General features: G+C 62.2%; 13 protein-coding genes, 1 tRNA gene and 2 pseudogenes. 4 read left to right on the plus strand and 12 right to left on the minus strand.

What is annotated here, in order from left to right; translation table 11 throughout:
- Nucleotides 1-19 precede the first annotated feature (19 nt).
- The gene (locus YWU_RS0112585) at nt 20-1,078 is read right to left on the minus strand and encodes a DUF3662 and FHA domain-containing protein (RefSeq protein ID WP_027020746.1); all 1,059 of its coding nucleotides are present in this window, start codon (nt 1,076-1,078) and stop codon (nt 20-22) included.
- A 254-nt stretch (nt 1,079-1,332) separates the two neighbouring features.
- Here YWU_RS0112585 and YWU_RS0112590 point away from each other — a divergent pair.
- Nucleotides 1,333-1,415 (plus strand) — tRNA-Leu (locus YWU_RS0112590).
- A gap of 138 nt (nt 1,416-1,553) precedes the next feature.
- Here the strand turns inward: YWU_RS0112590 and YWU_RS16855 are convergent.
- The 6 genes and pseudogenes from YWU_RS16855 to YWU_RS16865 all read right to left on the minus strand — a co-directional run bounded on the left by YWU_RS16855 (nt 1,554) and on the right by YWU_RS16865 (nt 6,653).
- Nucleotides 1,554-2,540: an oxygenase MpaB family protein gene (locus tag YWU_RS16855; protein WP_338025294.1), complete on the minus strand. Its 987-nt coding sequence runs from the start codon at nt 2,538-2,540 to the stop codon at nt 1,554-1,556.
- An 18-nt stretch (nt 2,541-2,558) separates the two neighbouring features.
- Nucleotides 2,559-2,768, minus strand: a complete 210-nt coding sequence (locus YWU_RS18690; RefSeq protein WP_240484137.1) for a hypothetical protein — start codon at nt 2,766-2,768, stop codon at nt 2,559-2,561.
- Between the two features lie 146 nt (nt 2,769-2,914).
- Nucleotides 2,915-4,090, minus strand: a complete 1,176-nt coding sequence (locus tag YWU_RS0112600) for a saccharopine dehydrogenase family protein (RefSeq protein ID WP_027020747.1) — start codon at nt 4,088-4,090, stop codon at nt 2,915-2,917.
- The gene (locus tag YWU_RS0112605; RefSeq protein WP_034647892.1) at nt 4,087-4,890 is read right to left on the minus strand and encodes an SDR family NAD(P)-dependent oxidoreductase; all 804 of its coding nucleotides are present in this window, start codon (nt 4,888-4,890) and stop codon (nt 4,087-4,089) included. The genes YWU_RS0112600 and YWU_RS0112605 overlap by 4 nt, the downstream gene beginning before the upstream one ends.
- A 58-nt stretch (nt 4,891-4,948) precedes the next feature.
- A pseudogene (gene dmpG, locus YWU_RS16860) lies at nt 4,949-5,728 on the minus strand (4-hydroxy-2-oxovalerate aldolase); the annotation flags it as partial.
- Between the two features lie 28 nt (nt 5,729-5,756).
- A complete protein-coding gene (locus YWU_RS16865; RefSeq protein WP_051260350.1) occupies nt 5,757-6,653 on the minus strand; it encodes a DMT family transporter in 897 nt (298 codons plus the stop codon).
- A gap of 98 nt (nt 6,654-6,751) precedes the next feature.
- Between YWU_RS16865 and YWU_RS0112620 the strand changes: the two genes are divergently transcribed.
- Nucleotides 6,752-7,564: a LysR family transcriptional regulator gene (locus YWU_RS0112620; protein ID WP_240484138.1), complete on the plus strand. Its 813-nt coding sequence runs from the start codon at nt 6,752-6,754 to the stop codon at nt 7,562-7,564.
- A gap of 7 nt (nt 7,565-7,571) precedes the next feature.
- Here the strand turns inward: YWU_RS0112620 and YWU_RS0112625 are convergent, their stop codons facing one another.
- The gene (locus YWU_RS0112625; RefSeq protein WP_027020750.1) at nt 7,572-8,390 is read right to left on the minus strand and encodes an HpcH/HpaI aldolase/citrate lyase family protein; all 819 of its coding nucleotides are present in this window, start codon (nt 8,388-8,390) and stop codon (nt 7,572-7,574) included.
- Entirely contained in the window at nt 8,387-9,262 is an 876-nt protein-coding gene (locus YWU_RS0112630) for an HTD2 family dehydratase (RefSeq protein ID WP_027020751.1), read from the minus strand. Before YWU_RS0112630 ends, YWU_RS0112625 begins: the two co-directional genes overlap by 4 nt.
- Nucleotides 9,263-9,345: 83 nt before the next feature.
- On the opposite strand from YWU_RS0112630, the gene YWU_RS0112635 reads away from it, so the two are divergent.
- Nucleotides 9,346-10,161 (plus strand): acyl-CoA thioesterase domain-containing protein, encoded by an 816-nt coding sequence (locus tag YWU_RS0112635; RefSeq protein ID WP_027020752.1) that lies wholly within the window; start codon nt 9,346-9,348, stop codon nt 10,159-10,161.
- Here the strand turns inward: YWU_RS0112635 and YWU_RS16870 are convergent.
- Both YWU_RS16870 and cmtR read right to left on the minus strand, forming a co-directional pair.
- Nucleotides 10,147-12,054, minus strand: a complete 1,908-nt coding sequence (locus YWU_RS16870; RefSeq protein WP_051260351.1) for a heavy metal translocating P-type ATPase — start codon at nt 12,052-12,054, stop codon at nt 10,147-10,149. The genes YWU_RS0112635 and YWU_RS16870 overlap by 15 nt on opposite strands.
- Nucleotides 12,047-12,403, minus strand: coding sequence for a Cd(II)/Pb(II)-sensing metalloregulatory transcriptional regulator CmtR (gene cmtR, locus YWU_RS0112645; protein ID WP_027020753.1), 357 nt, complete (start codon nt 12,401-12,403; stop codon nt 12,047-12,049). Before cmtR ends, YWU_RS16870 begins: the two co-directional genes overlap by 8 nt.
- 84 nt (nt 12,404-12,487) lie before the next feature.
- Between cmtR and YWU_RS0112650 the strand changes: the two genes are divergently transcribed.
- Nucleotides 12,488-13,300 carry a thioesterase family protein gene (locus YWU_RS0112650; RefSeq protein ID WP_027020754.1) on the plus strand — a complete coding sequence of 271 codons (813 nt, stop codon included), beginning with the start codon at nt 12,488-12,490 and terminating at the stop codon, nt 13,298-13,300.
- 65 nt (nt 13,301-13,365) lie between these two features.
- On the opposite strand, the pseudogene YWU_RS18380 reads toward YWU_RS0112650, so the two are convergent.
- Nucleotides 13,366-13,751: pseudogene (locus YWU_RS18380) on the minus strand (HNH endonuclease); the annotation flags it as partial.

Genomic DNA, 13,751 nt, shown 5'->3' on the forward strand with positions numbered 1-13,751 from the left:
CGCTGTCACACTGGATGAGTCAGCGAATCCGGACCTCCAGGACCGAATGGCCCACGGAAATGATGTCGCCTTCCGCCAGCAGCCAGTTCTCGACCGGGGTGTCATTTACCATCGTGCCATTAGTCGACCGCAGATCGACGAGGATTGCGTCACGTCCGTCCCAGTTCAGCTCAGCGTGCTGACGGGAGACACCGGTATCTGGCAGTCGGAAATCAGATGCAGTTCCACGACCAATGATGTTCGATCCGTGCTTGACGGTGAAGGTTCGGTTGGAACCGTCGAGAAGCAGCAGTGACACCGTTCGTTCATCAGCCGGCGGCTGCTGAAGTGAACCGGCCGCCGGTGAGATCGAGGTCTTCTCGAAGTCGGCGTCCGCAGAATCTGAGGGCAGTGACCACGAATCGGCGGAGAAAGCTCCGGCGGCTCCTGCACCGGCGGCTGCCGCACCCGGGATGACGGGATCCAAGGGACCCTTCGGGAAATCCTGGGAAGGAAGGTCCTGCAGCGGTGCGTCCGACAACGGCCTGTGCGGATCAGGGGACTGGGTGGGGGCCGCGAACGGATCCTTGCCCTGGTCCTCGTGGCCGAAGGAATAAGAATCGCCCGAACCTTCGCCGGAGCCACCCTGGCTAGGTGTGGCAATGGTCGGCGTGAGGTGGTTGCCTTCGCCGTCGATGTAACCCGTGGTGTCGTCGGGTTGGGCCTGGAACTGTGATGCGGTCTTGAGCTGACCGGTGTGCAGCGAGGTGACCTCACCGACATACACATGCACCGATCCCTCTAGGGAGTAGCCGTTGTTGCGGCAGTACCTAGTCATGCGGTCTGCGAGGTTCTCCGGAAGACTGGGTTCGCTTTCCGTGAGGTTCGCGAAGTCCTTAGAGCTAACGCCGATCCGGAAGTCGTTCGGTGCGAGGAAGGTGCCGTCGGCGTCCTGCATCAGGAAATCTTCGATCTCCTGCTTTAGGCACTCCTCCAGCTCATTCGGCACGACCTTCCCACCGAAGACACGCGCAAAGCTGTTGTCCAGCCCGCGCTGAAGCGAGCTGTCCAGCTTGCGGATGCGTCCGAGAAAATCCATACGCCGGGTATCACCTTCCGTGTTGTGGACGGCGCCTGAGCGCCGCATGCGACGACGTCCGTCGCGAATGGGGACCAGTATAGATAAACCGCGCTTGATTCCAGAGTTAAGAAACAGTGGTGAGGTGGACGTAGTTGTCGATGTTGTTTTCGCTTTACGACGCCCACATCACCTACCCACCACCCCAGAACCGGGTATGAGCTGGTGATTTGTACGTCGTGCGGGTTATCATGCTAAATTATTGAAGTCGCTACGGGCGAGTGGCGGAATGGCAGACGCGCTGGCTTCAGGTGCCAGTGTCCTTAGGGACGTGGGGGTTCAAGTCCCCCTTCGCCCACAGAGGCGGTCACACGAGGACCGCATGAACCGGGGTCATAGATTCGAAAGAGTCTGTGGCCCCGGTTCTTTGTATTTTCCGAGGGTCCCGAACCAGAAGCCCCGTCACGTTGAAGTGTGACGGGGCTGGGGGTGAGGGTTATCCGACCTTGTAGTCGCCGTCGCTCAGAACGGTTTCTGCGGTCTCCGGGGAGTCGGCGGCGCGGAACTCCAGGATTTGATCCGTGTGGTTGTGGTCGTACGCCTTCTGGCCGGTGCCTTCCGTGCGCTTCTTCAGGAGCTCTTCACGCTGCTCGAGGGGAGTCAGCGGGTTTCCGTACATACGACGGGAGACCTCCGGGCTGAACACGCGCGGGTTTTCTGCGGGGATGCCAAGAACTGCCGGCTCGTAGTAGCGCAGGGCGCGGGGGCAGATTCGGCTGATTCGCCACAGGAACAGCTTCGGGTTCGCAGCGAGCACCTTGTAGATCGGCCTCCATACGGCGATCGACAGAGTGTCCTTGAGTCGGGACTGCTTGACTCCGAGCATCGGGCGCATCCACCGCGGGTAGGTAGCAATGATGCTCCAGCGCAGCAAGGGGCGGCCGAGCTTCTGCAGCCACTTCGGCAGATCCGGCTCGATGGTCTCGAAACCGTCGAGGATGTGATCGACATTGCGGATCGCAGATTCGGATGCCGAAAGGCGCTCGCGCCAGTCGTCCAAGTACTTCAGGACTTCGCCGCGGGTGCGCGGGACGTCCTCCTGGCGGATCGGCTGGGCCGCAGCAGCGGTCACCATCTGCTGCCAGTACTCGTTTTCCTCGTCACGGGTGAGCTTTCCGGGGCCGAAGACCTCGTAGACGTAGAGGATGGAATGCCATGCGGTGACGTGGATCCAGAGCTGCGAGTCTGGGTTGTTGGCCTCGAAGGGGTTTCCGGTGACCGGGTTGATGCCGTAGGAGCGGTCGTGGACCTTCATCAGGATGTCGGACATCCGGATGACGGTCTGGGAGTCTGCAGTCAACCAGGAGACGAAGTACTCCATCGTCCGGTCGTATCGGATCGGGGTGCGCTGGTAGACCTGCCCGGACGCGTCGACGGCGGCGACGAGGTGCTCGATCGTCACCGCGCGGGCGAAGCCCTGCAGTGAGGCAGTGGGGTAGAGTCACACCCTCCATGCGACCGATCCGGGACCGAACCATCCCTCATCGAGACGCTTGATCTTGTCTTCTTTGCCACCCCGACGGAATGCGCTCTTGGCGGAGGCGTCCGTAGAAGTAGCTGTGGTGGTGGACTCAGTGGCTGCGGCAGAGGGGATGGAGTCTGCGGCGTGGCCCTGAGTCTCGCCGTCATTACCGCTATAAGGGCAGGACATTGGATGCTTCTTCGTGGGTGATGCTTTCAAATGTAGTGTGCGTCACAAGATTTTACCCGCAGATTTTGGTCTAGGAATGAAACAAGTCAATATTTCTAAGGAATCTTTGCCTCTCTGCGGTGACGGGCAAGATTCACCGCCGAGGCTCACTCGTCTGTCATTACAGTGAAGTCGATCCCTGCTGTCTGCAGCCTGTCCAGCAGGTTTTCACCCATGGCAGTTGCAGAAGTCACCTGGCCAGAGGTCGTCGGGTTCTCGTCGAACGCCAGAGACATCGCAGATTCGGCGAGCATCTTTGCCGTTTCCGTGTACCCCGGATCACCGCCAGTCACGCGAGTGTGGACGGTTTCTCCGCCACCGGTGCCAATGAAGTCGACGGTGAACCAGGTGCGGTCCCGTCGCTCTTGAGTCGGTCCGTCGCCACGAGCAACCCGCTTGCCGATGGCACCTCGAAGCGGAGGGATCTGCACTGCAAGAACGAACAGTGGAAAGCCGATCACCGATGCGATGACCGTGCGGAGTTTCTTGGCTCCGGCGAAGTGTGAGTAGGTGAAATCCGGGCCGTAGTCGGCTCGCGCCGCAGCGGAGTGCTTCACGACGTCCGGATCCACAGTCGGCAGCGGAATCAGCCAGTTGTCGGTGACGCGATCCCGGTGGGTTTTGCCCATCGTGGTGCGGACCTTCCGGCCTACCGGTCGCGGTTCGATCTCCGCGCGCTTTTTGCGGGTCCGGGACATGTCGCCGAGGCGCGACATCTGTCCCAGGGCTGAATGGAGGGTGCCACCAGAGAGGGAACCATTTGTGCGGACGATTCCTCGGATCGACAGCGGAACCTGCTCCGGAAGCTGTTTCACCGTGAACATCACACCGAGGTCATGTGGAATCGAATCAAAGCCGCAGGCATGGACGATGCGCGCCCCTGATGAGTGGGCGGCTTCGTGATGCTCCAGGTACATCCGGTCGATGAACTCGGGTTCACCAGTTAGATCTACGTAGTCAGTGCCCGCTTTGGCACAAGCTGCGACTAAGGGCTCGCCGTATTCGAGGTACGGTCCGACGGTGGTGATTACGACCTTCGTCGAGGCAGCCACCCGAGCGAGCGACTCCGGGTCTGTGGAGTCAGCCTCCAGCAACCCGACCTGCTCCATCGCGGGATTGATCCCCGCGATCCGGTCACGGACCTTCTCCAGCTTCTTTCTGTTGCGGCCGACAAATGCCAGGCGTGCGCCCTCGGGCAGGTTCTCCGCCAGGTAGTCCGCGGTGAGTCCTCCGGCGAATCCGGTGGCTCCGAATAGCGCTATATCGTATGAACGGTCGGTCATCGAGACATCCTTCCTACTGCATTGAGTACAAGTCTTTTTGGTGCTCGGCTGGCCACTATGGACCCCGCCGCATTTCGGAACCCGGACACGACGCTCGGTCTCGGATTCGGACGATCGAGTTCCTTGATCGCTCGCGACACGACCTCTCCGCTGGTCTGCGTAGTGCCGACGGAGAACGTGGAGTTGTCGTTGAAGAACTCCGTCTCGGTCGGGCCCGGGCTCAGCGTCAGAACCCTGAGCCCGGAGCCCCGCATCTCGTGGGAGAGCGCCTCTGTCAGAGACAGGACGTAGGACTTGCTCGCGGCGTACGCAGCCATTCCCGGCATCGGTTGGTAGGCGGCGGTACTAGCGATATTCACCAGTACCCCTTCTCCGGTTTCCTGCAGTCGTGGCAGCAGCAACCGAGTGAGGTCGGTGAGGAATCGGATGTTGAGGTCCAGCATCTGTGAGATGCGATCCGGCTCGGTATCGAGGAAATCTCCGAACAGTCCGAATCCGGCGTTGTTGATCAGTGAATCCACTTGGATGCCTTGCTCAGACAGCGTCTCGACGAGCCTCGCCGCCGCGCCGGCCTCGGACAGGTCCTGGGGGATGACGGTCGTCTTCACCGCGTATGTGTCTCGGATCCGATCTGCGACTTCTCGCAGCCGGTCCTCTCGCCGGGCCACGAGCACCACGTTCGCGCCTCTGCCGGCGAACTGTTCGGCGAAGGTCTCACCTAGGCCGGAGCTCGCTCCTGTGATCAAGACGGTGGTGCCGCCGTACTGGACGGGTTCGGGGGACTTTCTTCGCAACTGCATTCGTGTCTCCTGGTTCTGTCCGGGTACCGGCCGAAGCCGCCGTACGTTGCTCGACAGGCTACTTACTTTGTGGCGTGGAGCCGGCGAGTTTCGCTGCAATACCACTGAGCTGGTCTTCTAGGCCGCGAACGAGCTTTCGTCGGCCCGCCTCTTCCAAAATGCTGCGGGTATCGACTCCGAATTGCTCCCCAACGGCCTCCGCGTGACGCAGGAAGCTCGAATACACACCTGCGAAACCGAGGGTCAGAGTCTCTCGGTCCACTCGCACGGAGCGGTCCTGGAGCGGTCGGACTAGGTCGTCGGCGGCATCTTCCAGTGCGTGGAGATCACAACCGTGCGACCAACCCAGGCGCTCTGCCACGGCGATGACCGCCTCGAGCGGAGCGTTTCCGGCGCCTGCGCCCATGCCAGCCAAGGACGCATCGACCCGGTAGGCACCGTTCTCTACGGCAGCCACGGTGTTCGCCACACCAAGAGTCAGATAGTGGTGGGCGTGCACACCAACCTGAGTCGTCGGGTCAAGAACCTCACGCAGTGCAGACACCCGTGCCGCATATCCGTCCATAGTCAGCGCCCCGGCGGAGTCGGTGACGTACACGCAGCTCGCTCCATAGCCCTCCAGTAGCTGTGCCTGACGTGCGAGCTCCTCTGGGGAGGCCATGTGGCTCATCATGAGGAATCCCACCGGATCCATTCCCAGTTCTCGCGTGGACTCCAAGTGGCGGGCAGCTGCGGCTGCGGCGGTGGAATGGGTGGCGACGCGCACGATTTCTGCTCCAGCAGAACGAGCATCTTTCAGGTCCCGGGTGGTGCCGATTCCCGGTAGCAGCAACACGGAGGCGCTGTTTCCCCGACTGATCTGAGGTCTAAGTCGATGGTGCTCGGGAACGGTCACTGGCCTGGACCAGACATGCAGAGGCGCCAAGCACGATGCCGACCACTGTGAACACACTCAGGTCCTGTCCGAGTCCGACCCAGGCCAACAAGCTGGCCGTCGCGGGGATGACCGAGAAGAGGATTGACGCCGCGCGCGCACCAGACCTGGCCACGCACGTCGCATACAACGTGGTGGCGCCGATCGAGGAGAACACCACCATGGCGGCAATGAGCCACAGGGCGCGAGGCCAGTCGGTGACGTTGCCAGGCTCGAATAGTGCGACGACACCAGCGAAAGGAATCGACACTGTCACACCAATCGCGGTGATCACCAAAGGATGAACGCCAGTGAGGTGACGGCCTTGCTGAATCGCCCCGAAACTCAAGCCCAAAAGGGCGATGATGACTGACAGCAGCGGAAGCCCCAGGGAGTAGTCTTCGAGGATCATTGGGGTGCATGCGACAACCACCGCCGCAGCACCTAATGCCAGAGCGACTCTTCCTCGCGGGGACTCTCGGTGGGAGGTCCAGATCGTGAGAATCATCGATGTGACCACGGGATTCAGTGCAATGATGAGGGACGATAGCCCGGCGGAGACCCCATTGGCCAGAGCCCAGTACAAGAACAGGAACTGCACGCCCTGGATCAGCAGGCCTGCGATCACCGCATTGTGCAGTCGTCCCGGTGGGGGCATTGGTAGCCGCAGTGCCGCGACGATCAGCCACAACACCACCGCCGAGGCGACGAACCGCAGAAGAATCACCAGACCAGGTGGCATGACGGCTACACTCGCCGACCCCAGGGGATAGCCGGTCGCGTAGGCCAACACCGTGGCGACGGCTAGGACCGGCGTGAGCTTCTTCGAGGGTGGCGGGGCAGTGGGCATGCAAAAGAATCTGAGACACCAACACCGAGGAAGCAACATTGTCAATGAATCGCGCACGGTGGCTCATCACGTGCTGATAGCTTCGCATGATGCCGGAGATGCGAATTGAACGGTTACGGAGCCTGGTCGCCGTGGCGACGTACTCCGGGGTCAGCGGCGCCGCCGAGGCACTACTCCTCGGTCGTGCCACGGTCAGCGGGCACATCAAAAAGCTCGAACGGGACCTGCGCTGTGATCTGCTCAGGCCCTATGGTCGTGGAGTGACGCTCACTGCCGACGGCGAAGTTCTTGTTGCGAAAGCCCGTCAGATCCTTCAGATTCACGATGACGCAGTAGCCGAACTCGCACCACCAGGAGATCGGACCCTCGTTGTCGCGGCATCGGAACATGCGGCGGAGTTCCTCGTTCCCATGGTGACGTCAATCCTCCGGCGGGCATTTCCCGATCACGGGATCCGCCTGAGACTGACCCGCAGTGACAAAGCGCACGACATGTATCGGGGTGAACGAGCAGATGTGGCGTTGTTCCTGCGCAATCCCGCTCGGGAAGCGGTTAAGGTGGCGGACCTGCCGTTGGAGTGGATCGGAACTGAGCGGGGACCGAAGGAGAATGTCATCGTCTTCGATCGGCCCTGTGCGCTCCGTGACCAGGCGGTCGTGGCACTCAACGGCCGCACAGTCACGATCGTGAAGGAATGCCCGGACCTGGCGACGGTTCTGTCCGCGGTGGCTGACGGCGAGGGAGTCTCACCACTGCCACGGACCGGACCCAGAGCCCGTGGATTCACCACGGTCACCTCATTGCCGTCGATCCCGCCAGTTCCGCTGTATCTCGCGACTAGCGCTCGGGTCACTGCAGAGGTCCAGCGCGCGGTCGTCTCAGACCTACGTGACTACTTGATGGCGTCCTGAACTGGAATCATTCCCCGATCTGGGCCAAGATCCGTACCGCGCGATCATGGATCGGCTTGTCGACCATCTGACCGTCCACTCCCACCGCGCCACCGGTGGCAGTGCTCGCGTCGACGACGGACCGTGCCCAGTCGACATTCTCATCACTGGGAAGGAAGCCCGCCCGGACCGCCGGGATCTGGGCCGGATGGATGCACAGCTGCGCTGTGACGCCGAGCCCACGCAGCCGCTTAGCGTCCTGCTCAATCACCTCAGTGTCCCGGAGACTAAACGGGGGAGAGGCCACCGGCCCAGCCAGACCTGCGAGCCTGGAGTCAATGACCAGCCGCGCATAGATGTGATCCATCGTGGGGGAGGAGATCTCCGCATCCAGGTCAAAGGAGAGATCGGCCGCACCAACGGCGAACCGAACCACACCGGGCACCGCCGCGATCTCCGCAACTGCAGCCAGACCTCTAACGCTTTCCACCGTCGGAATGACAGGAATTCCCTCCGGCAACGCAGCCACTGCCTCCGTGACCTGGGCTGCGGATCCGATCTTGGGAATGACAATTCCAGCAACACCGGCCTGGCCTGACAATGCCTGCAGGTCCCGCTCGAACCACCGCGAATCCGGCGCGTTCACTCGCACCAGAACCGGACGGGATAAACCGGCCTCTAGTGCCTGCAGCAAGTCCGCCAGGGACGACTCCTTGTCAGCATCAGCGACGGCGTCCTCCATATCGATGATCACCACATCGGCGTCGCTGGCCAGTGCTTTCTCGTATCGATCCGGCCTCGAGGCGGGTACGAACAAGAAGCTAATGGCGGTGCTGGGGGAGCTCATTCAGCGGCTCCGGCGTGGATGTACTCGATCGATGCGGTCGTCGCAGGTTTCCCGTCCGGGCCGATGATCTGCACTTCCTGCAGTGAACCGCCACGGTCACCAAACTCGGAGGAGTCACCGCCAACTACGTGGAACTGCTCATTGACGAACAGCGGCGCCCGCGCGGAGAACTCGAACGACAGCACCACCGCACCAGGATGCTCGTCGAGGAACGACTCCATGATGTACGTCGCAAGCAACGGCCCATGCACCACCAATCCGGGATACCCCTCTACCTGGGTCGCGTAGGCCTGGTCGTAGTGAATGCGATGAGTATTGAAGGTCATCGCGGAGTAGCGGAACAAGGTCCGCTCGTCAGGGCGGAAAGTCCGATACCAGGGTGGGGTGGTGTGGAGGGGGGCGTCGGGACGCGGGTCTTGAGCAGCAGGCTCCGTCACGTCCACTGCCTCCCGGTAGACGAGGGTTTGCCGCTCCACGCGCGCGACCTCCCCACGCGCACTGATCTCGTGGCGCAGCACCACAAAACAGAGCCGGCCGCTGGAACCCTCCTTGTTAGTAACCGAATCAACCGAGGTCACCCGCCGGATTGCAGTGCCAATAGAGATCGGCGCGTGGTACTCGATGGTGCTGCCTGCCCACATCCGGCGCGGCAGATTCGCATCCGGGATGAACACGCTGTGCCCCGGATGCCCGTCCGCACCGAGCGCATCCGTCGGCGCCGTCGGCGTGAAATGGAGCCAGTGCTCCAAGGGCGCGAGGTTCAGTTGCAGGGCCTCGTCCAGGCTCATCGACCGATCCATTGTGGCCGCAAGTTGCACGGACTCTCTCGGTGACGCGACATCCACGTCGAACTGCACGGTGTCCCTATTCATACGGAGCCTCCCTCGCCTGTTTGTCAGATAGCGTACTGAACAGTGCACCTCACCCAGTGACCCAGACCGGAGGAAACCATCCCATGAGCATCGACACATCGAACTTCGGCCGCGCATCCCTCACTTATTTTCGGCGAATTGGAGAGGCTCAGTTCGAGCCGCTGGACACGGGTTTCACCGGTGGATGGGCTCCGGATCAGATGCCGGGACCGATGATTACTGGCTTGTTATGCCACGCCGGAGTGGAGGCCGCCCGCGATCTGAACCCGGCTCAGCAGTTGATCCGCGCAAGCTTCGATCTGTTCACACGGGTGCGGATGGAAGTTACTGGGGTGCGCACGGAGGTAGTGCGGCAAGGGAGAATGATCTCGCTTATCGACGTTTACCTCACCCAACACGGCCGCGACGTCGCCCGCGCACACCTCTTTTTTGGATATGCGGGCCAGAGCCCCGACAACGGATTGTGGACCCTAGACGCAGGCATCACACCTCCGCCAGCGGACTTGCTTCACGACGACCGCAAGCGGCTGCACTTCTACCGTGGCGGGGGAGGGTGGCACACCACGTTCATGGATTTCCCTGGTGGCGTGCAACGGGGGCTGTGGCAGCGGCCTTTTGATTTCGTCGAAGGCGAGCCTACGCAGGGGTTTGTGCTCGCCGGGTTCCTCACGGACCTGACGAACTTCGTCGCCAACTTCGGCGACAAGGGCGTTCAGCACATCAACATCGACGCCACCGTGAACTTCATCCGCGAACCGCAGGGGGAGGGCATGGGGATCCTGGCGCAGCACACCCTCGAGACCGCAGGCATATCCGCAGGAAACGCTCTGCTTTTCGACGCCCACGGCCCCCTCGCCCTCACCTCCGTCTCCTCAATCGCTCATTCACGCCAACAGTGAGGACCGCACTTTCCTCGCCCGCAATCCATTGCCAATGACGGCCAGTTCGGCAACCTCGTGGATGAGCACCACGGCCGCCAATCCCAATACGCCGACTAGGGCCAACGGGGACAGCAGCACGATGATTGCCAGGGCTAGGGCGATGTTCTGGGTCATGATTGTGCGGCTGCGTCGGGCGTGGGATAGGGCGTCGGGAAGCATCCTGAGATCGTTTCCGGTGAACGACACATCCGCTGATTCCACCGCTGCCGCTGAGCCACCGGCGCCCATGGCGATGCCGACAGTTGCCGAGGCCAGGGCGGGGGCGTCATTGATGCCGTCGCCGACCATCGCGGTTGGGGTCGTGGAGGCGCGGATGAAGGAGGCCTTGTCGCCGGGAAGTTGTTCGGCGTGCACCTCATCGATTCCAGCCTCGGTCGCCAGCGCTGTGGCGGTCCGGAGATTGTCACCGCTGAGCATCACGGTGGTGATTCCCTGGCTGTGCAAAGTGGAGATAGCCTCCGGGGCCTCCGGGCGAAGCTCATCGCGCACGCCGATGATTCCTGCCACCTGACCATCGACCTCGACGAGAAGGACGCTCATTCCTTCATGGGCAATCGATTCGACATGGTCAGCGAGTTCGCGAGGCGCTATCCACTTCGGGCTCCCGACGCGGATCTGCCTTTCATCGACAACACCCTCGACTCCGCACCCGGGTACTTCGGTGACCTCCCGGGCGGCGTTCGCGTGGCTGGCTGCGAGGACTGCTGTCGCCAAGGGATGGGTGCTCGTCGCCTCCAGCGCTGCGGCGAAGGCCAAGACATCCGCTTCGGCGTGCCCGTGCGTTGCGTGGACGGCGACGACCTGCGGTTCATTGCGGGTCAGCGTGCCGGTCTTGTCGAAGGCGACGGTGCGGATGGTGCCCATCTGCTCAAACGCCGCGCCAGAGGTAATCACCACGCCGAATTTGCTGGCGGCACCGATCGCGGAAATTACCGTCACCGGCACTGCGATCGCCAGGGCACACGGCGATGCCGCCACCAGAACGACCAGAGCACGCTCGATCCACACCACTGGATCGCCGAGCAGCGATCCGATGGACGCAGTGAGAAACGCTGCTACCAGGACAATCGGCACCAGCGGGCGGGCGATCCGGTCGGCGAGCCGGGCACGTTCGCCCTTATTCGCCTGGGCTTGCTCGACCAAGGCGACGATGGTGGTCAGCGAGTTATCCTGTCCGCTGGCAGTCGCCGTGACCAGCAAGGTTCCTGGCCCGTTGACAGATCCTGCGGCCACGTCGGTCCCTGGTTCCGCCTCAACAGCAATCGACTCACCGGTGATCGCCGAAGTATCCAGCCAGGATGATCCCTCAGTGACAACACCATCGGTGGCGATGCGTTCTCCGGCGCCGATTACGAGAACTTCTCCTGCATGCACGTCTGCGGCCGGGATCGTTCTGTTCCCGCCGTTCTTGCTCCGGATCCGAGCGGTCTCGGGGATCAGCGTTAACAGTGCCCGCAGGCTCTGATTCGCCCGACGCATCGCACGTTCCTCCAGAGCCTCCGCAATGGAAAAGAGAAAAGCCAGCGCGGCGGCTTCACCGATATGGCCAAGCAGCACGGCACCGATCGCTGCGATTGTCATCAGCAGCCCGACGCCCAGTCTCGACAACCCTCGCCCTACAACCAACCGACGCAGCGCATCCGGCACGAATGTCCAGGCTCCGGCGACGAGCCCGACCGCGAGGAGGACCGTCCCAGTTATGTCGAGTCCGGACCACTGGGCGATGTGCCCAACGACCAGAAGCGCACCCGATGTAGCCGGCAACGCCAACGCTCGGTCCCGCCACCACTTCGGCATCGGCTCCTGGGTTGGGGCAACTTCCGTCGAACCGCACCCGCAGGTGTCACTCATCGCGTGGTCCGCAGCAGTCGGTGGCGCGGCAGGACTCGTCGACGCACTCGATGTCCTCATCTACCGCCAGTACAACCGACACGAGGTTCTCCAAGGCAACGGTGATGTGGGGATCAGCGATCTCGTACCTGGTCCGTCGGCCTTCCGGCTCGGCGATGATGATCCCGCAACCCCGCAAACACGCTAGGTGGTTGGATACGTTCGTCCGGCTGAGACCGAGATCCTCCGCTAGCCGGGCGGGGTAGCCGGGCTCTTCCAAGAGGGCCAGAAGAATCCGTGACCGCGTGGGGTCGGCCATCGCTCTGCCGAGGCGTGCCATGGCGTCCAGCTTCGTTTCAATGGTCAGCATACGGTGACTATACAGCCAGCGCTGACCATTCCAATAGGGCGAGTGTCGGTGCGCACCTTCGCAATGTCCGGCAGAATGTTAATCATGACTAACTCGTACTTTGTTCGTACCGGCCCGAACGACTTCACCGGAACCGAGTTCACCGGTGGCGGATGGAACCCTGCTGAACAGCATGTCGCGCCGGGTTTTGGCCTCATCGCGCATGTGCTGCAGCAGGACTTTGCGGAGCGACGTGGTGATGATCCACTCCAGATGTCTCGAGTCTCCTTCGATATCTACGGGGTGTACGCGGTCGGACCAGTGAGTGTGGAAACGCGGGTCCTTCGCCCTGGCCGCACAATCGAACTGGTTGAAGCGACGCTCTCCGCCGGCGGCCGCGCGGCGATCGTCGCCCGTGCGTGGTTTACTGCGCGGTTCGACACCGATTCGCTTACCGACGTCAACCTTCCCACCATCCCTCCCCGCACCGACATGCCCACCTGGGACATCACCGAGGAATGGGATGGAAAGTTCCTGACCACTGTCGATTCGCATCGGATGGTTCGCTCGGCAGGGCATTCTGAACGGTCCGGCAAAGGCGTGATGGCCTGGCTGCGCGCAGGTTTACCGGTGGTCGCCGGAGAGGAGCAAAGCACCACGACGACCTTGTTCTCCATCCTCGACACCACCAACGGAATTGGCGTGCTGGCATCTCCATCGGAGGTCGCTTTCCCGAACCTCGACTTGACGGTTCACCTGATCCGCGAACCCGCACCCGATGTGGATGGATGGTTCGGCTTCGACACCTCGGTCAGTTTTGGTCCCACCGGCCTCGGATTGACTCAGTCTGTTGTCCAAGACGAGTGCGGTCCCGTTGCGGTGAGTTCACAGGGGCTGACGGTGCGCCCGAAGATGTAGTCCTTTCTTTTCGATTCGTGGTGCGGGCATGGGTGATCGGTGCACCTGCTTGGTGGTCCAATCACTCACGCCCCCTCGTTCTGGTCTGGGTCAGGCGGACCGGCGGACTTGCCCGGAGGCAGTGCCTTGCGGTCCTGCTGTGGTGGCTCCTCCCATGGCGGCGGTCCCTCCTCCTTCGGCGGGTCCGCCCCGCCCATGCGCTGTTCGTTGTAGTCACGCACCCGAGCAGATCGACGACGAAGCCGCGCCGACACACTCACCCGACCCGGACCATTGGCAGGTCCGGCCGGATATGTCGTCGCCGAGGTTCCATCAGCGCCAGAGGACCACACGGTGCGGCCATCGGAATACCGGATGACATCGAAGAGCTTGTCGGTCTTGAGGTTGTGGTGCCGCTGGCACAAGGCCTGCAGATTCTCGGTATCGGTGGGCCCGCCGGCGGCGGGGTTGG

Source organism: Corynebacterium sputi DSM 45148 (assembly GCF_000427865.1).
GTDB classification, from domain to species: Bacteria; Actinomycetota; Actinomycetes; order Mycobacteriales; family Mycobacteriaceae; genus Corynebacterium; species Corynebacterium sputi.

Excerpts from the sequence above, each read along its gene's own strand:
- YWU_RS0112630 (WP_027020751.1), bottom strand. The coding sequence starts at position 9,262 with ATGAATAGGGACACCGTGCAGTTCGACGTGGATGTCGCGTCACCGAGA.
- YWU_RS0112635 (WP_027020752.1), top strand. The coding sequence starts at position 9,346 with ATGAGCATCGACACATCGAACTTCGGCCGCGCATCCCTCACTTATTTT.
- YWU_RS16865 (WP_051260350.1), bottom strand. The coding sequence starts at position 6,653 with ATGCCCACTGCCCCGCCACCCTCGAAGAAGCTCACGCCGGTCCTAGCC.
- YWU_RS18690 (WP_240484137.1), bottom strand. The coding sequence starts at position 2,768 with ATGTCCTGCCCTTATAGCGGTAATGACGGCGAGACTCAGGGCCACGCC.
- YWU_RS0112625 (WP_027020750.1), bottom strand. The coding sequence starts at position 8,390 with ATGAGCTCCCCCAGCACCGCCATTAGCTTCTTGTTCGTACCCGCCTCG.
- cmtR (WP_027020753.1), bottom strand. The coding sequence starts at position 12,403 with ATGCTGACCATTGAAACGAAGCTGGACGCCATGGCACGCCTCGGCAGA.
- YWU_RS0112600 (WP_027020747.1), bottom strand. The coding sequence starts at position 4,090 with ATGACCGACCGTTCATACGATATAGCGCTATTCGGAGCCACCGGATTC.
- YWU_RS0112605 (WP_034647892.1), bottom strand. The coding sequence starts at position 4,890 with ATGCAGTTGCGAAGAAAGTCCCCCGAACCCGTCCAGTACGGCGGCACC.
- YWU_RS0112650 (WP_027020754.1), top strand. The coding sequence starts at position 12,488 with ATGACTAACTCGTACTTTGTTCGTACCGGCCCGAACGACTTCACCGGA.
- YWU_RS0112585 (WP_027020746.1), bottom strand. The coding sequence starts at position 1,078 with ATGGATTTTCTCGGACGCATCCGCAAGCTGGACAGCTCGCTTCAGCGC.
- YWU_RS16870 (WP_051260351.1), bottom strand. The coding sequence starts at position 12,054 with ATGAGTGACACCTGCGGGTGCGGTTCGACGGAAGTTGCCCCAACCCAG.
- YWU_RS0112620 (WP_240484138.1), top strand. The coding sequence starts at position 6,752 with ATGCGAATTGAACGGTTACGGAGCCTGGTCGCCGTGGCGACGTACTCC.